The 18,419-nt window shown below is 64.0% G+C and carries 14 protein-coding genes; 8 read left to right on the forward strand and 6 right to left on the reverse strand.

What is annotated here, in order from left to right:
- Positions 1-61: 61 nt before the first annotated feature.
- The 5 genes from rpsM (at position 62) to ACQY4S_RS26155 (ending at position 4,150) form a co-directional block, all read left to right on the forward strand.
- A complete protein-coding gene (gene rpsM / locus ACQY4S_RS26135; protein WP_428488091.1) occupies positions 62-439 on the forward strand; it encodes a 30S ribosomal protein S13 in 378 nt (125 codons plus the stop codon).
- Positions 440-519: 80 nt separating this feature from the next.
- A complete protein-coding gene (rpsK, locus tag ACQY4S_RS26140; RefSeq protein WP_428488092.1) occupies positions 520-915 on the forward strand; it encodes a 30S ribosomal protein S11 in 396 nt (131 codons plus the stop codon).
- A gap of 116 nt (positions 916-1,031) precedes the next feature.
- Complete coding sequence (locus tag ACQY4S_RS26145) at positions 1,032-2,063, forward strand: DNA-directed RNA polymerase subunit alpha (protein WP_428488093.1); 1,032 nt, start codon at positions 1,032-1,034, stop codon at positions 2,061-2,063.
- Between the two features lie 114 nt (positions 2,064-2,177).
- Positions 2,178-2,600 (forward strand): 50S ribosomal protein L17, encoded by a 423-nt coding sequence (gene rplQ, locus ACQY4S_RS26150; protein WP_428488094.1) that lies wholly within the window; start codon positions 2,178-2,180, stop codon positions 2,598-2,600.
- Between the two features lie 218 nt (positions 2,601-2,818).
- Positions 2,819-4,150 carry a replication-associated recombination protein A gene (locus ACQY4S_RS26155; protein WP_428488095.1) on the forward strand — a complete coding sequence of 444 codons (1,332 nt, stop codon included), beginning with the start codon at positions 2,819-2,821 and terminating at the stop codon, positions 4,148-4,150.
- Positions 4,151-4,266: 116 nt separating this feature from the next.
- Here ACQY4S_RS26155 and cysC read toward each other — a convergent pair whose 3' ends face one another.
- The 6 genes from cysC to carA all read right to left on the reverse strand — a co-directional run bounded on the left by cysC (position 4,267) and on the right by carA (position 13,877).
- On the reverse strand, positions 4,267-6,108 hold the full coding sequence (cysC, locus tag ACQY4S_RS26160; protein ID WP_428488096.1) for an adenylyl-sulfate kinase: 1,842 nt from the start codon (positions 6,106-6,108) through the stop codon (positions 4,267-4,269).
- On the reverse strand, positions 6,108-7,010 hold the full coding sequence (gene cysD, locus ACQY4S_RS26165) for a sulfate adenylyltransferase subunit CysD (RefSeq protein WP_428488097.1): 903 nt from the start codon (positions 7,008-7,010) through the stop codon (positions 6,108-6,110). The genes cysC and cysD overlap by 1 nt, the downstream gene beginning before the upstream one ends.
- 45 nt (positions 7,011-7,055) lie before the next feature.
- Positions 7,056-8,252, reverse strand: coding sequence for a threonine ammonia-lyase (locus ACQY4S_RS26170; RefSeq protein ID WP_428488098.1), 1,197 nt, complete (start codon positions 8,250-8,252; stop codon positions 7,056-7,058).
- 232 nt (positions 8,253-8,484) lie between these two features.
- On the reverse strand, positions 8,485-8,958 hold the full coding sequence (gene greA, locus ACQY4S_RS26175) for a transcription elongation factor GreA (protein ID WP_428488099.1): 474 nt from the start codon (positions 8,956-8,958) through the stop codon (positions 8,485-8,487).
- Between the two features lie 84 nt (positions 8,959-9,042).
- A complete protein-coding gene (gene carB, locus ACQY4S_RS26180; RefSeq protein ID WP_428488100.1) occupies positions 9,043-12,303 on the reverse strand; it encodes a carbamoyl-phosphate synthase large subunit in 3,261 nt (1,086 codons plus the stop codon).
- 167 nt (positions 12,304-12,470) lie between these two features.
- Entirely contained in the window at positions 12,471-13,877 is a 1,407-nt protein-coding gene (gene carA, locus ACQY4S_RS26185) for a glutamine-hydrolyzing carbamoyl-phosphate synthase small subunit (RefSeq protein ID WP_428488101.1), read from the reverse strand.
- A 136-nt stretch (positions 13,878-14,013) separates the two neighbouring features.
- Between carA and ACQY4S_RS26190 the strand changes: the two genes are divergently transcribed.
- The 3 genes from ACQY4S_RS26190 to rpoD are packed head-to-tail and all read left to right on the forward strand — an operon-like array spanning position 14,014 to position 18,340.
- Positions 14,014-14,472 (forward strand): GatB/YqeY domain-containing protein, encoded by a 459-nt coding sequence (locus ACQY4S_RS26190; RefSeq protein WP_428488102.1) that lies wholly within the window; start codon positions 14,014-14,016, stop codon positions 14,470-14,472.
- A gap of 21 nt (positions 14,473-14,493) precedes the next feature.
- Positions 14,494-16,326, forward strand: a complete 1,833-nt coding sequence (dnaG, locus tag ACQY4S_RS26195) for a DNA primase (protein WP_428488103.1) — start codon at positions 14,494-14,496, stop codon at positions 16,324-16,326.
- Between the two features lie 55 nt (positions 16,327-16,381).
- A complete protein-coding gene (gene rpoD / locus ACQY4S_RS26200) occupies positions 16,382-18,340 on the forward strand; it encodes an RNA polymerase sigma factor RpoD (protein WP_428488104.1) in 1,959 nt (652 codons plus the stop codon).
- The last annotated feature ends 79 nt before the right edge of the window (positions 18,341-18,419 follow it).

Raw genomic sequence — 18,419 nt, forward strand, 5'->3', positions numbered from 1 at the left:
CATATTTTGGCCCTGATGGGCCGTCTATGGTTCGGTACTCCGGACGACAGGAGAGTCAAGCGTGGCGCGTATTGCCGGCGTAAATATCCCTACGAATAAACGCGTGACCATTGGGCTTCGCTATATCTTTGGCATTGGCCCGACCAAGGCCGCCGAAATCTGCCAGAAGCTTAGCATCCCTGACGACCGGCGGGTCAATCAGCTTTCGGATGAGGAAGTACTCCGTATCCGCGAACTGATCGATCGAGACTACCGCGTCGAGGGCGACCTGCGGCGTGAAGTCGCGATGAACATCAAGCGGCTGATGGACCTCGGCTGCTATCGCGGTCTGCGTCACCGTCGGGGTCTGCCCGTTCGCGGCCAACGGACCCACACCAATGCGCGCACCCGCAAAGGCAAGGCAGTCGCGATCGCCGGGAAGAAGAAAGTTACGAAGTAATCGGCCAACAGGCCACATCTCATCAGGTTACCGCCGCGCCGGGTTCCGGCGCGGCCCCAGTTGAAGCAGGACAACAAACCATGGCGAAACCCGCCGCAGCCGCTCGGCCTCGCCGCAAGGAACGCAAGAATATCACCGCTGGCGTGGCACATGTCGCCGCCACGTTCAATAACACGGTGATTACCATCACCGATGCCCAGGGCAATGCCATCGCGTGGTCATCCGCCGGAAGCCAGGGCTTCAAGGGCAGCCGGAAGTCCACGCCTTATGCCGCTCAGGTCGCCGCCGAGGATGCCGGCCGCAAGGCCAAGGAACACGGCATGGAAGCGCTGGAAATCGAGGTCAGCGGCCCCGGTTCGGGCCGCGAGAGCGCATTGCGGGCGCTGCAGGCGGTCGGCTTTTCCGTCTCCACGATTCGCGACATGACGCCGATCCCCCATAACGGCTGCCGGCCGCGCAAGCGTCGGCGTGTCTGATCTTGTTGTCGCGGCGGCTGGACTTAGTCCGGCCGAACGACGGCCGGCTGAATAACAGGGGGTGACACTGTCCATAGGACATGAGCCGCCCTCCGGTGCGGTTCGAAAGGTGTAGCATGAGGCAAAGCGCAGTCATTCAGAGAAACTGGCAATCTCTGATCAAGCCTGAGAAACTGGAAGTCGAGCCAGGTGCCGATCCATCCCGCGTCGGCACGGTCGTCGCCGAACCGCTGGAACGCGGCTTCGGCATGACATTGGGCAACGCCATTCGTCGCATTCTACTGTCGTCCCTGCAAGGCGCCGCAGTCACCGCGGTGCAGATCGACGGCGTGCTGCACGAATTCAGCAGCGTCGCCGGTGTGCGGGAAGACGTGACGGATATCGTGCTGAACATTAAGCAGCTCGCGCTGCGGATGCACGGCGAGGGTCCCAAGCGGATGACGCTGACCGCCACTGGTCCCGGCGAGGTCCGCGCCGGGCAGATTCAATCCGGCCACGACATCGACATCATGAACCCCGAACTGGTCATCTGCACCCTCGACGATGGGGTGAAGCTGGGCATGGAGTTCACCGTCAACCTAGGCAAAGGCTATCAGCCGTCCAGCGTGAACCGGCCGGAAGACGCACCGATTGGCCTGATCCCGATCGACTCGATCTACTCCCCGGTGCGCCGCGTGTCCTATACCGTGGCGCCGACCCGCGTGGGCCAGGTCACCGACTACGACAAGCTGCTGCTGACGGTCGAAACCAATGGCGCTGTCACCCCGGAAGACTCGGTGGCGCTCGCCGCACGCATCCTGCAGGATCAGTTGCAGCTCTTCATCAACTTCGATGAGCCTCAGCAGATTCGCGCCGAAGAGCCGCAGGACGACCTGCCGTTCAACCGCAACCTGCTGCGCAAGGTGGACGAATTGGAACTCTCGGTTCGCAGCGCCAACTGCCTGAAGAACGACAACATCGTCTACATCGGCGACCTGGTGCAGAAGAGCGAGCAGGAAATGCTGCGCACTCCCAACTTCGGCCGCAAGTCGCTGAACGAGATCAAGGAAGTGCTGACATCCATGGGTCTCGGCTTGGGCATGAGCGTCGCCGGATGGCCGCCGGAGAACATCGAGGACTTGGCCAAGCGGCTCGAAGAGCCGTTCTGAGCATGATCGCGCCAGGCGGCGCGTCGGAAGTCCGTCAATCATGCGATCAACAATGAACCCAGATCGTGTTCAGCCTTCTTGAGGGCGGTCTGAGCCGGTACAAGGAATAAACCCATGCGTCACGGAGTTGCCGGCCGCAAGCTCGGCGTTACCTCAAGTCACCGGCTGGCCATGTTCCGCAACATGGCGCATGCGCTTCTTAAGCACGAGCAGATCACCACGACCCTGCCCAAGGCGAAGGAACTTCGTCCCGTTGCGGAGAAGCTGATAACTCTGGGCAAGAAAGGTGGTCTCGCCAACAAGCGCCTGGCTTATGCCGAACTGCGCGATGACGTCATTGTTGGCAAGCTGTTCAGCACTTTAGCAGATCGATACAAGACTCGCGCCGGCGGCTATACACGTGTGCTTAAAGCTGGCGTCCGTTACGGTGACGCAGCCGATATGGCGGTGATTGAACTGGTTGACCGCGATATGTCAGCCAAGGGCAAGGATAGTGGCCCGGTTCAGGCGAAAGATGACGATTCCGAGGAGGAATGAGCCCGAATGGGATGGCCCGTTGATAGCGGTCTTCGCTTAAGACTTGATTCTGGATGCTACGACACGGCTTGATCCCAGCCCGAAACGTCGTGATCGAAGTTGCCTTGGACACGCTGCAGAATATCGCCAAGCCGGCCAGACATCTGGTTCCGCTAGCCAATCGGTCATAATCGGACTGGTCCTTCGCCAGAGCGCGCCATCTGTTCTAGACTTGCTTCGTGTCTGACCCTGAAGACCTCTTCGGCTCGTCTGAACCCGCCGCCCCGCCGCAACCCGCTGGCAGCCGTCCCCTCGCGGATCGGTTGAGGCCGGCCACTCTTGCCGCTGTCGTTGGCCAGGACCATCTCCTCGGCCCCGAGGGCACGCTGACCCGCATGCTGGCGCTTGGCTCGCTGGCCTCGCTGATCCTCTGGGGACCGCCTGGTGTCGGCAAGACTACCATCGCACGTTTGTTGGCCGCGCAGGCGAAACTGGGATTCGTCCAGCTTTCCGCCGTCTTCTCCGGCGTCGCCGATCTCAAGCGGGCCTTCGACGACGCGGTGAAGCGTCGCAGGGCCGGGCAGGGAACGCTGCTGTTCATCGACGAGATCCACCGGTTCAACCGCGCCCAGCAAGATGGTTTCCTGCCCGTGGTCGAGAACGGCACCATTACGCTTGTTGGTGCGACAACGGAAAACCCGTCATTCGCGTTGAATGGCGCGTTGCTGTCCCGCTGCCAGGTTCTTGTGCTGCGCCGCCTGGACGATCCGGCGCTTGATCTTCTGCTCACGCGTGCGGAAGCCGAGCTCGGCCGGACACTGCCGCTGACGGTGGAAGCCAGGGGCACCTTGCGGGCGATGGCTGACGGCGACGGCCGTTATCTGCTGAACATGGCGGAACAGGTCGCCGCCCTTCCACCATCGACGCCAGACATGGACGCAGCCGACCTGTCCACCCTGCTGGCCCGGCGTGCCGCGCTGTACGACAAGGATCGCGAAGAACACTACAACCTGATCTCCGCGCTGCATAAATCGCTGCGCGGCTCCGATCCTGATGCCGCGCTGTATTGGTTCGCCCGCATGCTCAATGGTGGCGAGGATCCGCGCTACATTGCCCGCCGCCTTGTCCGCTTCGCCGCCGAGGACATCGGCATGGCCGATCCTAACGCCTTGCCCCTTGCCTTGTCCGGCTGGGAAACCTACGAGCGCCTGGGCTCACCGGAAGGCGAACTCGCCATCGCCCAGGTGGTCGTCTACCTCGGTACCGCGCCGAAATCGAATGCCGTCTACACCGCCTTCGGTCTGGCAAAGGCCGCGGCGAGGAACACCGGCAGCCTGATGCCGCCGGCCCATATCCTCAACGCGCCGACAAAACTGATGAAGCAACTCGGCTACGGCGCCGGCTACGCATACGACCATGGCGCGGAGGACGCGTTCTCCGGCCAAAACTACTTCCCGGACGGCATGGACCGCATCGACTTCTACCAACCCCACGATCGCGGCTTCGAGCGCGAAATCGCACGCCGGTTAGAGCACTGGGCTGGGCTGCGGGCGAAGCGGACGAATGAATAATATCAGTCGGCAGACGGATTGTCTGGTCAGCACTGCCTTATCATCGTCACGCCCGAGCGATCGAGCACGTGAGGCCGGTTGATCCGAGCGGCAGGGCCCTGGTCTTGCTTACCCCGTCACGTGATAATCGCCCGCACCCGCAGCGCCGCCACCACCTCATCGGCCAACGCATCCGGACCGGCTAACAAAGTGCGCAGTTGGATGTCCGGATCCAGCGGTTCCTCGTACGGCGCGTCCACGCCGGTAAAGTTTCGGATCTGGCCGCTGTCAGCCTTCTCATACAGTCCTTTCGGATCGCGACGCCGGCACTCGCCGACCGGTGTGTCGACGAAGATCTCCACGAACGCATCGCCGCCCACGCGGTCGCGGGCCAGCATCCGCTCCGCCCGGTAGGGTGAAATGAACGAGACAATGACGATCAGCCCGGCCTCGACGAACAGCCGGGAGACCTCCGCGATGCGGCGAATATTTTCGACACGATCGGCCTCGGAGAACCCCAGGTCACGGTTCAGCCCATGACGGACATTGTCGCCATCCAGGGTCATGGTATGATGACCCAGCGCGTGCAGCCGCTTTTCCACCAAGTTGGCGATGGTGGATTTGCCGGCGCCGGACAGCCCAGTGAACCACAGCACCGCCGGCTTCTGGTTTTTCAACAGCGATCGTGCCGCCTTGTCCACGTCCAGTCGGTGCCACACGATGTCGCTGTTGCGCACCCGTGTCGCCGTTACCATGCCGGCGCCGACCGTATTCCGCGTCAGCCGGTCGATCAGGATGAAGCCACCCAGGTCTCGGCTGGTCTGGTATGGTTCGCAAACCACGGGATGGGTCAGGGAGATCGAGACGCGGCCGATCTCGTTCAGACCAAGCTCCCGCACGCCGACCTCTTCCAGCGTCTCCATGTCCAGCCGCACGGTGATGTCGGTCACCGTCGCCATTACCGTGCGGCAACCGAGCATCAGCAGGTAGGCGCGCCCACGGAACAGCGGGGTCTCGTCCATCCAGACCACCCAGCTTTCCACGCCGTCCACCGCTGCCGGCGCCGGATCGACCGCCAGCACGTCACCGCGCGAGACATCGATCTCCCCGTCCAGCACCAGGGTGACGGGATCACCCGCCGCCGCCTCGGGTCGGTCGCCGTCCATCGTGACGATCCGTGCCACGGTCGCCTTGGTGCGGCCGGCGGCGTTGACCAGGGTATCGCCGGCTCGGATCCGGCCGGCGGTGACGGTGCCGCAGTAGCCGCGGAACCCCTGGTCGGGGCGGTTGACATATTGCACCGGCATGCGGAATGGACCAGGTGCCGCGCCGGCCGCCGGATCAGCGCTCTCCAGCGCCGCCAGCAGGGATGGACCGGTGTACCAGGGCATGCGCGGACTGACCTGAGTAACGTTGTCCCCCTCCCGCGCGCAGACTGGAATGACGGTAATGGCGCTGAAGCCGAACTTTGGCCGCAGGTAGGCGAACTCCGACCCGATCGTGGCGCACACCGCCTGCTGAAAGCCCACCAGATCCATCTTGTTGATCGCCAGCACCACTTGGCGCACGCCGAGCAGCGAGGCGATGGCCGCATGCCGGCGGGTCTGCGGCAGGATGCCCTTGCGTGCATCGATCAGCAGGATCGCCAGGTCGGCGGTCGAGGCGCCCGTGACCATGTTGCGGGTATATTGCTGGTGGCCTGGCGTGTCGGCCAGGATGAAGCGGCGTTTCGCTGTCTCGAAGAAGCGGTAGGCAACGTCGATCGTTACTCCCTGCTCGCGTTCGGCTTCCAGACCATCGACCAGCAGGGCGTAGTCGATCCCGCCTTCCACCGTGCCGAAGCGGCGCGAATCGCGTTCCAGAACGGTCAGCACGTCGTCGGCGATGCTGCCGCATTCGAACAGCAGCCGGCCGATCAAGGTGGATTTGCCGTCGTCGACGCTGCCGCAGGTCAGCACGCGCAGCACTGTGTCGGGCATCAGAAATATCCCTCGCGCTTCTTGCGCTCCATCGATGCGCCTTCATCGCGATCGATCAGCCGCCCAGCCCGTTCGGAAACCCGGGTATCCCGCATCTCCGTCAGCAGGGCGTCCAGGTCGGTGGCGCCGGATTCCACCGCGGCGGACAATGGGTAACAGCCCAGGGAGCGAAACCGCACCAGGCGCTCGACCGGCGTCTCCCCCGGCTTGAAGCGCATCCGGTCGTCGTCCACCACGATGATCTGCCCGTCGCGCATGACCGTGGGACGCAGTGCGGCGAAATACAGCGGCACGACGTCGATGCGTTCCGCCGCGATGTAGCTCCAGACATCAAGCTCGGTCCAGTTGGACAGCGGGAAGACGCGCAAGGTCTCGTCGGCCGCCAGGTTGCCGTTGTACAGGTGCCAGAGTTCCGGACGCTGGCGCTTCGGGTCCCAGGCATGACCGGGTGCTCGAACCGAGAAGATCCTTTCCTTGGCCCGCGAGCGTTCCTCGTCGCGGCGGGCGCCGCCAATGGCAATATCGTACCGGCCCAGGGTCAGCGCCTGCTTTAGCGCATCGGTCTTCATGATCTGGGTATAGGCGCCGCCATGGTCGAACGGATTGATCCCCTCGCGAAGCCCATCGGGATTGGTGTGCGATCTAAGCTCCAACCCAAAGCGGCGAATCGTCGCGTCGCGAAACGCGATCATCGCGCGAAACTTCCAGGTCGTGTCGATGTGCAGCAGCGGGAAGGGCGGCTTGGCCGGATGGAACGCCTTGCGCGCCAGATGCAGCAGAACCGAGGAATCCTTGCCGATCGAGTACAGCAGCACTGGACGGACGCCCTGTGCCGCGACTTCCCGCAATATGTAGATGCTTTCGGCTTCCAGAGTGGCCAAATGAGCCGGACGCGAATCCATCAATGTCGGTAATCCTGACGCCAACGAGTGGCGGCTCAATAGCTCTTACACACGCCGTACGGTATAAGTTTCTTGCAGCGCTTCCACGATCGCATTCGCATGCGGCTTGTCCCGCGCCTCCACCATCACTTCCAGTTCCGCCGCCTGGACCGAGGAGGCGGCGAACAGCCGCTGGTGCGAGACCTCGATGATGTTGCCGCCGGAACCGCCGATCTTGCCGGCGATGTCGGCCAGCACGCCGGGCCGGTCGGGGATCTGCAGATGCAGGCGCAGCAGACGGCCATCACGCAATAGGTCGCGCAGCAGCACGTTGGACAGGATGCGGGTATCGATATTCCCACCGGTGATGGCGATGCCGACCCGTCTGCCGCGGAAACGCGCTGGATGCGTCAGCAAGCCGGCTAAGCCGACCGCGCCGGCGCCCTCCGCCACGGTCTTGGCGGCCTCGATCAGCAAGCCAATGGCTTCCTCGATAGCGCGTTCCGGCGCCAGCAGGACGCCGGCGACGCGGCGATTGAGCAGTTCGAACGCGGTTTCGCCGATGTCGCGAACGGCGATGCCCTCGGCGACCGTGGCACCGCCGACCGAGACGGTGTCCCCGGTCAGGCGCTGCGCCATTGCGGCATAGGTTTCGACCTCGGCACCATAGACGGCGATACCCGGTTTCAGCGCGCTCGCGGCGACCAAGCAGCCGGCGAGCAGGCCACCACCGCCGGTGGGAATGATCAGTGCATCCAAGTCGGGGGCATCCTGCAACATCTCCAACGCCAGGGTACCCTGCCCGGCGATAATGGCGACATCGTCATACGGATGCACGAAGACCAGCGACCTTGCATGCGCCAGCGCCTGGGCGTGGGCGGCGGCCTCGGCCAAGGTTTCACCGTGCAGGACAACGGTGGCACCCCAGGCGGCGGTGCGGGTCACCTTGGTCGACGGGGTGAACTTCGGCATCACGATGGTGGCGGCAATGCCGAGCAGGCTGGCATGCCGGGCGACCGCCTGGGCGTGATTGCCGGCGGACATGGCAATCACGCCACAGCCGCGTTCGGCGTCGGTCAGCAACGCCAGCCGGTTGGCGGCACCGCGTTCCTTGAAGGCGCCGGTCACCTGCATGTTATCGAGCTTCAGCCAGATCTCGGCGCCGGTGAGACGAGAGAGCCCAGGGTTTGCCAACATCGGTGTGCGTATCACCTTGCCGGCGATGCGGGCAGCGGCGCTCTCGATGTCGGCCAGGCTGATCATAATTCGCGCCAGACTCCATAGCTGCGCCTGGGCGCTATCATATCAGAATATTAACAGTGCGGGAGCAGATTGTTTCCGCCGCCCCTGGTGCGTGGCCTTTCCAAGCTATCTGTCGTCACATTGCGCTTGAAATTGTGGCCGAACATAACGGTAGGACATCAGAATGGTCGATGCAAACAGGCGTTCTCGCAACCCTTGAACCGGCGTGTCTGTCTGTCCATCCGAAAGCCGCCTAGCGGAACTGGATTTCCAGAATCTCATAAGACCTGTCTCCACCCGGCGCGGGCACGGAGATCGTCTCGCCCACCTTCTTGCCAATCAGCGCCTTGGCCAGCGGCGAGGAGATCGACAGGCGAGCTGCCTTGATGTCGGCTTCGTGCACACCGACAATCTGATACATCGCCTCCTTCTCCGTCTCCTCATCGACCAGCTTGACGTGCGCGCCAAACTTCACGTGCGAGCCGGACAAGCTCGCCGGATCGATCACCTCGGCCCCCGAGGTAATCTCCTCCAGCTCCGCGATGCGGCCTTCAATGAAGGATTGACGTTCGCGCGCCGCGTGATATTCGGCGTTTTCCGACAGGTCGCCGTGTTCACGCGCTTCCGCGATGGCACGAATGACCGAAGGACGTTCCACCGACCGCAACTGGCGGAGCTCGTCTTCCAGCCGCTGAAGGCCGGGGGCGGTCATCGGAAACTTCTGCACGTCTTGGTCCTTTTGATCCTCGGTGAACACGCAAAGCCATGTACGGCCGCCGCGGCTGGGTCGTCCCCAACCACGGCACATAGGTCAAAACGAACCGCGAAAATAGGACTGTAGGGGCGCGACTTCAAGCGTTCCCGCTTTCAGCGCCGCAATGGCATGCACGGCGGCCCGCGCACCAGCGAGCGTGGTGTAGTGCGGCACCATGTGCGTCAGGGCGCTGCGGCGGATCGCGAAACTGTCGGCAACCGACTGCGGGGTCGAGGCGGTATTGATCACAAGCTGCACGTCGCCCGAGCGGATGGCGTCGACACAATGCGGCCGGCCCTCCAGCACCTTGTTCACCACGCTGACCGGAAAGCCGGCCTCGCGGATGCGGGTGGCGGTGCCGCGTGTGGCCATGATCGAGAAGCCCATCTCATTCAGGCGGCGAGCCAGCGACGGCAAGCCCTTCTTGTCCGCGTCCTTGATCGACAGGAAAACCGTGCCGGCCATCGGCAGGATGACGCCGGCGCCGAGCTGGGCCTTGGCGAAGGCGCGCTCGAAGCTGGAATCGAGGCCCATGACCTCGCCAGTGGATTTCATCTCCGGCCCCAGGATGGTGTCCACGTCGGGGAAGCGGGCGAACGGGAAAACGGCTTCCTTCACCGCGACATGCGGCGCGATGGAATCATCGTCCAGCGTGAAGTCGGTCGCGAGGCTGGCACCGGCCATCACGCGGGCGCCGATCTTGGCGATCGGCACGCCAGTCGCCTTGGCGACGAACGGCACGGTGCGGGAGGCACGGGGATTAACCTCCAGGACGTAGATCGTGTCGTCCTTGATGGCGTACTGCACGTTCATCAGGCCGACGACACCCAGCGCCTTGGCCATCGCCTCGGTTTCCGACTTCAGCTCGGTGATCATCGCCGGCGACAGCGAATACGGTGGCAGGGAGCAGGCGGAGTCGCCGGAATGGATGCCGGCTTCCTCAATATGCTCCATGACGCCCGCGACATAGACGCTTTCGCCGTCGCAGATGCAGTCCACGTCGACCTCGATCGCGTCGTTCAGGTAGCGGTCGATCAGCAAGGGTCCCGACTCGATCATGCCCTGCCCGGACACGCGCACGGCTTCACGCATGTAGCGGTGCAGAGCGGCACGGTCATAGACGATTTCCATGGCGCGCCCGCCCAGCACATAGCTCGGCCGGATGACCACCGGGTAGCCAATGCGTTCGGCGACGGCGACGGCTTCCTCGGTCGACCGGGCGATGCCGTTATCCGGCTGCAACAGGCCCAGGCGGTGCAGCAACTGCTGGAACCGCTCGCGGTCCTCGGCCAGGTCGATCGCGTCGGCGGACGTGCCCAGGATCGAAATGCCTTCGCGCGACAGCGCCTGCGACAGCTTCAGCGGGGTCTGGCCCCCATACTGGACGATGCAGCCCAGCAGCGTGCCGTTCTGCTGCTCCCGGCGGACCAGGGCAATGACGTCCTCTTCCGTCAGCGGCTCGAAATACAGACGGTCGGAGGTGTCGTAGTCGGTGCTGACGGTTTCCGGATTGCAGTTGACCATGATGGTCTCGAACCCGGCCTCCTTCAGCGCGTAGGCGGCGTGGACGCAGCAATAGTCGAATTCGATGCCCTGGCCGATGCGGTTGGGCCCGCCGCCCAGGATGATGACCTTGGTCCGGCCGGTGGGGTTCGCCTCGCAGACCGGTATGCCGTAGCCGCCCTCGAAGGTGGAATACATATAGGGTGTGTCGGAGGCGAACTCGGCGGCGCAGGTGTCGATGCGCTTGTACACCGGGGTCACGCCAAGGGCCAGGCGGGCAGCCATGACCCTGGTCGCTGTGCTGCCGGTCAACACCGCCAGGCGCTGGTCGGAAAAGCCCAGCGCCTTCAAACGCCGCAGGCGCCCCGCATCGTTCGGCAGGCCGGCGGCGGTCAGCTCATGTTCGGCGGTGACGATCCGATCAAGCTCACGCAGGAACCACGGGTCGAACTTCGTCGCCGCGTGGATGGCCTCGACCGTCAGTCCGGCCCGCAGCGCCTGTGCCGCCATCAGCAGCCGGTCCGGCCGTGGCGCCGACAAGGCGGCGCGGAAGGCATCGGCGCCGCCGTCACCCGGCGGCTCGACCGGATCAAGCCCGGACAGTCCGGTCTCCGTGCTGCGGAAGCCCTTCTGCAGGGCTTCGGCGAAGCTGCGACCGATGGCCATGGCCTCGCCCACCGATCTCATGGACGTGGTCAGCAGCGCCGGCGTGCCGGGGAATTTCTCGAACGTGAAGCGCGGGATCTTGACCACGACGTAGTCGATGGTCGGCTCGAAACTCGCCGGCGTGACCCGGGTGATGTCGTTGGTCAGCTCGTCCAGCGTGTAGCCGACCGCCAGCTTGGCGGCGATCTTGGCGATGGGAAACCCGGTTGCCTTGGAGGCCAGCGCGGATGACCGCGACACCCGCGGGTTCATCTCGATGACGACCATCCGCCCATCGGCCGGATTAAGGCCGAACTGCACGTTCGATCCGCCGGTATCGACGCCGATCTTGCGCAGGCAGGCGATCGAGGCGTCGCGCATCCGCTGGTATTCCTTGTCCGTCAGGGTCAGCGCCGGCGCCACGGTAACGGAGTCGCCAGTGTGGACCCCCATCGGATCGACGTTCTCGATCGAGCAGACGATGATGCAGTTGTCCGCGCGGTCGCGAACCACCTCCATCTCGTACTCCTTCCAACCGAGGACGGATTCCTCGATCAGCACCTCGGTGGTAGGCGAGGCCTCCAGGCCGCCGGCGACAATCTGCTCGAATTCCTCCCGGTTGTAGGCAATGCCGCCGCCGGTGCCGCCCAGGGTGAAGCTCGGGCGGATGACCGCGGGCAGGCCGGTCATCGCCAGTGCCGCCCGGGCTTCGCCCAGCGTATGGGCGATGGCGGAGCGCGGTGATTCGATGCCGATCTCCGCCATCGCGTCACGGAATTTCAGCCGGTCTTCCGCGCGGTCGATGACGTCGGCGCGGGCACCGATCAGTTCAACCCCGTGGCGGTCCAGCGCGCCGCTGGCAGCCAGCTTCATCGCGGTGTTCAGCGCGGTCTGGCCGCCCATGGTGGGCAGCAGGGCATCCGGTCTCTCCCGGATGATGATCTTTTCCACCACCTCGGGCGTGATCGGCTCGATATAGGTCGCATCCGCCAGCTCGGGATCGGTCATGATGGTGGCGGGATTTGAATTGACCAGGATCACGCGATAGCCCTCGGCCCGCAGCGCCTTGCAGGCCTGCGCGCCGGAATAGTCGAACTCGCAGGCCTGGCCGATGACGATCGGGCCGGCACCGATGATCAGGATGGAGGTTATGTCGGTGCGCTTGGGCATGTGGCCTACGTTGTTGTTGGAAGGGGGATCCCGATCAGCGGCGCACACGGAAGTTCAAGGCTTTTCCCCTACGCCAGCGCGCGCCGTGGCTGCCAGGAAAGGCTTGCGCTCGTATCGCTGTTTCCGGCTTCGGGATTGCATGCAAGACAGTGACCGTGCGCGTAGCCTCACGCAACAGGGGCCGGCGCACGTTGCCTTCGCTCCATCATCGCCACGAACCGGCCGAACAGGTAATGACTATCGCTTGGCCCTGGGCTCGCCTCCGGATGGTACTGAACCGAAAAGGCTGGCTTGTCCGTGCAGGCAATTCCCTCGTTCGAGCCATCGAACAGCGACACATGCGTCACCTTGGCATTCGCCGGCAGCGACTCCGCGTCGACCGCAAACCCATGATTCTGGCTGGTGATTTCCACCTTCCCGGTCGCCAGATCCTGCACCGGCTGATTGGCGCCGCGATGGCCGCGCGCCAGCTTGTAGGTCTTGCCGCCAAGAGCCAGCGCCAGCAACTGGTGGCCGAGGCAGATGCCGAACAACGGCACGCCGCTTTCCAGCACGGCGCGCAACACCGGCACGGCGTAAGCGCCCGTGGCGGCCGGATCACCAGGACCGTTGGACAGGAAAATGCCGTCAGGGCAATGTCGGAAAATATCCTCCGCCGTCGCCGTGGCCGGCACCACCGTCACGCGGCACCCGGCCGAGGCCAGACACCGCAGGATGTTCCGCTTCGCGCCATAATCCACCGCGACGACATGGTGGCAAGGCGCGTCCTGCCGCCTCGGCGTGCCCGGCCAAGCCCATACCGTCTCGTCCCAGTGATAGGACTGCTGGCAGGTGACCGCCTTCGCCAGGTCCATCCCCTCCAGCCCCGGCCAGGCCTCGGCCCGCGCACCCAGCGCCGGCAGGTCAAAGCGGCCATCCACCGGAAAGGCCAGCACCCCATGGGGCGCACCGCCATCACGAATGCGGATGGTCAAGGCGCGCGTATCGATCCCGGCAATCCCGGTCACGCCACGCGAGCGCAGCCAGGCATCCAGCGCCTGGGTGGAGCGCCAGTTGGCCGGATCGGTCACGTCCTGCTTCACGATCAGGCCGCGGGCGGCGATATTCGCGGCCTCCAGATCCTGTGAATTGGTGCCGACATTACCGATGTGCGGAAAGGTAAAGGTGATGATCTGGCCCGCGTACGACGGATCCGTGAGAGTTTCCTGGTAACCGGTCAGGCCAGTGTTGAAGCAGACTTCCCCGACCGCGGGCGGACCAGATGTGTGCGCGCCGAAGCCACGGCCCCAGAACACCGTGCCATCGGCAAGAACCAGCACGGCGGTCGCGTCGGCAGGCACGCTGCCGGCAGCCATGGTTTCAGCCGTACCGGAGATCGACACGCCCTCCGCGGAACTGGTCAGCAGATCGGTCATGGTCAACCCGGTGGCCGCGGTGACCGCCGCCCAATGGCGCGACGGAATGGCACGGGTTTGCCGCCACTTCCGCACCGCCTCGGTGCCCACGCCCGTCAAGCGAGACGCAGCCTCGGTTCCGCCCAGGCGGTCAATGATGTCGTCGATTGGAAGAGACATGCGCATGATCTATGGGAAAAAACTTCCCATGACAACGGCTGCATACACGGTCGCGAAATTTTTTCCGGCGCAGCAGGGCGCCTGACACGCCCGCATGCTCCATAGTATGATCATCACCTGTCGCACGGAGAACACCATGAGCCTAAGGGACCAATTCACCGCGCAGATGAAGCTGTCGATGAAAGCCGGCGATTCAGCGCGGACGTCGACCTTGCGCATGATCATGGCGAAGCTGAAGGACACCGATATCGCGGCTCGGCCCAAGGGCATCGACAAGGTCGCCGACGAGGACATCCTGTCGATGCTGCGTGGCATGGTGAAATCCCGTCATGAATCGGTGGCGCTGTATCGACAAGGCCACCGCCCTGAACTCGCCGCCAAGGAGGAGGCCGAGATCGCCGTGATCGAGGCCTTCCTGCCACAACAGATGGACACGGCGGCCACCGAGCAGGCTGTCGCGGACGCCGTGGTGGAAACCGGCGCTACCAGCATCAAGGACATGGGCAAGGTGATGGCCAGTCTGCGCGCCCGGCATGCCGCCGCGCTCGACATGGCGAAGGCCGGGCCGCTGGTGAAAGCCAAGCTATCCGGCTGATCGTCGGATCAAAATCACCGCATGGCCCTTCCTGCCAGCTTCACCGATGAACTCCGCGCCCGCATTCCGCTGTCCGCGTTGATCGGACGCCGGGTGCGTCTGGCGCGCTCCGGCAAGCAGTGGAAGGGCTGCTGTCCGTTCCACGGCGAGAAATCGCCCAGCTTCTACGTTTATGAAGATGGTTATCATTGTTTCGGCTGCGGCGCGCATGGCGATCTGATCAGCTTCGTGATGCAGAGCCAGGGCCTCGGCTTCATGGAAGCAATTGGCCAGCTCGCCGCCGAAGCCGGGCTGGAGGTGCCAAAACCCTCACCCGCGGCGGCGGAGGCGGAACGCCGGCGGCTTGATGTGGTGGGCGTGCTGGAGGCGGTTCAGCTACACTATCAGCAACGCCTGAAGCTGCCGGACGGGCGGCCGGCGTGGGATTATCTGCTCGGCCGCGGCCTGTCAGAGGAAACTATCGGCCGTTTCGGCTTAGGCTGGGCTGGAGAGCGCGGCGGACTAACCGCGGCGATGGCGCGACAAGGCATTGACGCCGCGCAGTTGCAAGAAGCCGGACTGCTTCGTCGTGATGACGAAACGGGTCGCCAGTTCGAACTGTTCTCCAATCGGGTAATGTTTCCGATCCGTGACCGCCGGAGCGCGATCATCAGCTTTGGCGGCCGGACGCTGGGCAGTGGTCAGCCTAAATACCTCAACGGGCCGGAAACGGCGGTGTTTTCCAAGCGCCGCACGTTGTATGGCCTCGACCAGGCGCGCGCCGCGGTCCGCAATGGCGGCGTGCTGCTGGTGGTGGAAGGTTACCTCGACGTGATCGCCGTCGTGCAGGCCGACTTTGCCGGTTCAGTCGCACCACTCGGTACCGCCCTGACCACCGAGCAGATGGAAGAACTGTGGCGGGTCTCCGCGTGCCCCGTACTGTGCTTTGACGGTGATAGCGCCGGCGCCCGGGCCGCGGCCCGGGCGATGGATCTGGCGCTGCCGCTGCTGACGCCAGACCAGTCGCTGAAATTCGCCACATTGCCGGCCGGCGAGGATCCCGACAGCCTGCTGCGCAAGAGCGGGCCACGCAGCTTGCAGGCGGTGCTGGATGCCGCGCGGACGCCATCCGAAGCGCTGTATGACATCGTGCGCGGATCCGCCGGCGAGGCGACGCCGGAGCAGCGCGCGTCGCTGCGATCAAGGTTGATCGAGGCGGCGAACCGGATCACCGACAAATCCCTTGCCAGTGAATATCGCCGGGTGCTGCTCGACAGGTTCTTCAGCGGCAGCCGGTCAGCACGACCCCATGCGGTCTCGTCGCGATCCTTCGGCGGCGGTCGCCGGCCGCCGCTGGTTCCGCCACGTTTTGTTCGCATTCGGATCGATAAAACAACGACGACCACGGAATGGTCGCGCATCCTGACGGTGATTTTGCTGCGCCACCCGTTCCTGCTGCATGATGTGCAGACTGCCTATGCCACCCTGCTGCTTGACGATCGGCTGTCGCGATTGCGGGACGCTCTGTTTGCCTGGGCGGAAACCGCTGAAAGACTTGACTTCGCAGGCCTCATGGACCACCTCACGAAATCCGGATATACGTCGGACATCGAGCAAATCTTGTCGGCGCGGTCGATGCCGCTGCCGGAATGCGCGATGTCATCCGCCATGCCGGCCGAGGCCGAACAAGGATGGTGGCATTTTTTTGGGTTCTTGAACGTGGAACATTTACGCGAGGAAGTCGCTTTAGCCGAGATGGAAGCTCAGCGAAACCTGACCGCCGAGACACAGCGACGGCAGATTGCCCTGCGCGAGGCGTTGATCAGGATTACAAGTGGCGAGCCCGACGGTGGCGGACCTCTGGAAGCATCATGACGGGTATGTTCGCCGAGATGGCCGCCGCCCGATAGACGAAGGAGTGCCCTGAACAATGGCTACGAAGCCAATGGTCGCCGGCGATACCGTGACGGCGGAGCAGGATGTCGAATCGACCCTGGTTGATGTCCAGACCGTCGCGGTGAAGCGGCTGATCGCCAAGGGCAAGGAGCGCGGCTACATCACCTTCGACGAGCTGAACGCGATCCTGCCGCCCGACCAGAACAGCAGCGAGCAGATTGAAGACGTGATGGCCAATTTCTCGGAAATGGGCATCCAGGTCGTCGAGAGCGAGGAGTCCGAGGAGGGCGAGACGCCCGTCGCCAAGGCCGAGAAGGCCGACGAGGCGGAGGAAGAGGAGCCGTCAGGCAACGTCGATGAGGCGAGCCTGGGCCGCACCGACGACCCGGTGCGCATGTATCTGCGCGAGATGGGCAGCGTCGAGTTGCTGTCCCGCGAAGGCGAGATCGCCATCGCCAAACGCATTGAAGCCGGCCGCGACATGATGATCAACGGGCTGTGCGAAAGCCCGCTGACCTTCGCCGCCATCATCACCTGGCATGACCAGCTCAAGGCCGGCCGGATGCTGCTGCGTGATATTGTCGATCTGGAAGCGACCGACGGCGCCGGGGCGCCAGCGCCCGAGGCGGCGGATCACACCGACGCCGCCGCCGCCGACGCGCCCGGCGTCAATGGCTTCGCTGGCGGTGATGACGCGGATGCGGATGATGAGGATGGCGGCCCCAGCATCTCGCTGTCCGCGCTGGAAGAGAAGCTGAAGCCTGAGGTACTGGCCCACTTCGAGGAAATCGAGAACCTCTACAAGAAGCTGCACAAGATGCAGCACCGGCGGCTGGAGACGATTACCAGCGGCGAGGAGATGACCTCGCGCTCGGAGAAAAGCTACGAGAAGATCCGTGAGGAGCTTGTCGAGAAGGTCGGCCAGGTGCGGCTGCACAACAACCGCATCGAGGAGCTGGTCAGCCAGCTCAAGCTGCTGAACCAGCGGTTGACAACGCTGGAAGGCCAACTAATGCGCATGGCCGAGGGCTGCAAGGTCAACCGCGAGGAGTTCCTGAAGAATTACCGGAGCCAGGAACTCGACCCGAACTGGCTGGAGAAGGTCGGCAAGCTGACCGGCAAGGGCTGGAAGTTGTTCGTCGCCAGGCATCCCACCGACATCGGCAAGATCCGCGCCCAGATCTCCGCCGTGGCCACTGACGCCAGCCTGCCGATCGCCGAGTTCCGCCGCGTCTATATGACAGTGTCACGTGGCGAACGCGACAGCGCGCGGGCCAAGAAGGAGATGATCGAGGCGAACCTTCGACTGGTGATCTCGATCGCGAAGAAATACACCAACCGCGGTCTGCAGTTCCTGGACTTGATTCAGGAAGGCAACATCGGCCTGATGAAGGCGGTGGACAAGTTCGAGTATCGCCGCGGCTACAAGTTCTCGACCTACGCGACTTGGTGGATTCGCCAGGCAATCACCCGGTCGATCGCCGATCAGGCACGCACCATTCGCATCCCGGTGCATATGATCGAGACGATCAACAAGCTGGTGCGCACCAGCCGGCAGATGCTGCACGAGATTGGACGGGAGCCGGCACCGGAGGAACTCGCCGACAAGCTGGGGATGCCGCTGGAGAAGGTCCGCAAGGTCCTGAAGATCGCCAAGGAGCCGATTAGCCTGGAAACGCCGATCGGCGACGAGGAAGACTCGCATCTGGGCGACTTCATTGAAGACAAGGCGGCTGTCATTCCGCTGGATGCCGCGATCCAGGCGAATCTTCGCGAAGCCACCACGCGGGTGCTGTCATCGCTGACGCCGCGCGAGGAGCGGGTGCTGCGCATGCGCTTCGGCATCGGCATGAACACCGACCATACCCTGGAAGAGGTTGGCCAGCAGTTCAACGTAACCCGTGAACGCATCCGCCAGATCGAGGCCAAGGCGCTGCGCAAGCTCAAGCATCCAAGCCGAAGCCGGAAGTTGCGCAGCTTCCTGGACGATTGAGGCGACGCTGGCGTTCGCCAGACTGTGGTAAGCCGCAACACACGGCTTCAGGTAAATACCCCCTACCTGTACTGCCCGG

This window comes from Rhodopila sp., from assembly GCF_965276935.1.
Lineage (GTDB): Bacteria > Pseudomonadota > Alphaproteobacteria > Acetobacterales > Acetobacteraceae > Rhodopila.

Bases quoted from the DNA above. Each gene is read 5' to 3' on its own strand.
- rpsK (WP_428488092.1), top strand. From the start codon at position 520: ATGGCGAAACCCGCCGCAGCCGCTCGGCCTCGCCGCAAGGAACGCAAG.
- ACQY4S_RS26145 (WP_428488093.1), top strand. From the start codon at position 1,032: ATGAGGCAAAGCGCAGTCATTCAGAGAAACTGGCAATCTCTGATCAAG.
- rplQ (WP_428488094.1), top strand. From the start codon at position 2,178: ATGCGTCACGGAGTTGCCGGCCGCAAGCTCGGCGTTACCTCAAGTCAC.
- cysC (WP_428488096.1), bottom strand. From the start codon at position 6,108: ATGCCCGACACAGTGCTGCGCGTGCTGACCTGCGGCAGCGTCGACGAC.
- cysD (WP_428488097.1), bottom strand. From the start codon at position 7,010: ATGGATTCGCGTCCGGCTCATTTGGCCACTCTGGAAGCCGAAAGCATC.
- ACQY4S_RS26170 (WP_428488098.1), bottom strand. From the start codon at position 8,252: ATGATCAGCCTGGCCGACATCGAGAGCGCCGCTGCCCGCATCGCCGGC.
- carB (WP_428488100.1), bottom strand. From the start codon at position 12,303: ATGCCCAAGCGCACCGACATAACCTCCATCCTGATCATCGGTGCCGGC.
- carA (WP_428488101.1), bottom strand. From the start codon at position 13,877: ATGTCTCTTCCAATCGACGACATCATTGACCGCCTGGGCGGAACCGAG.
- ACQY4S_RS26190 (WP_428488102.1), top strand. From the start codon at position 14,014: ATGAGCCTAAGGGACCAATTCACCGCGCAGATGAAGCTGTCGATGAAA.
- dnaG (WP_428488103.1), top strand. From the start codon at position 14,494: ATGGCCCTTCCTGCCAGCTTCACCGATGAACTCCGCGCCCGCATTCCG.
- rpoD (WP_428488104.1), top strand. From the start codon at position 16,382: ATGGCTACGAAGCCAATGGTCGCCGGCGATACCGTGACGGCGGAGCAG.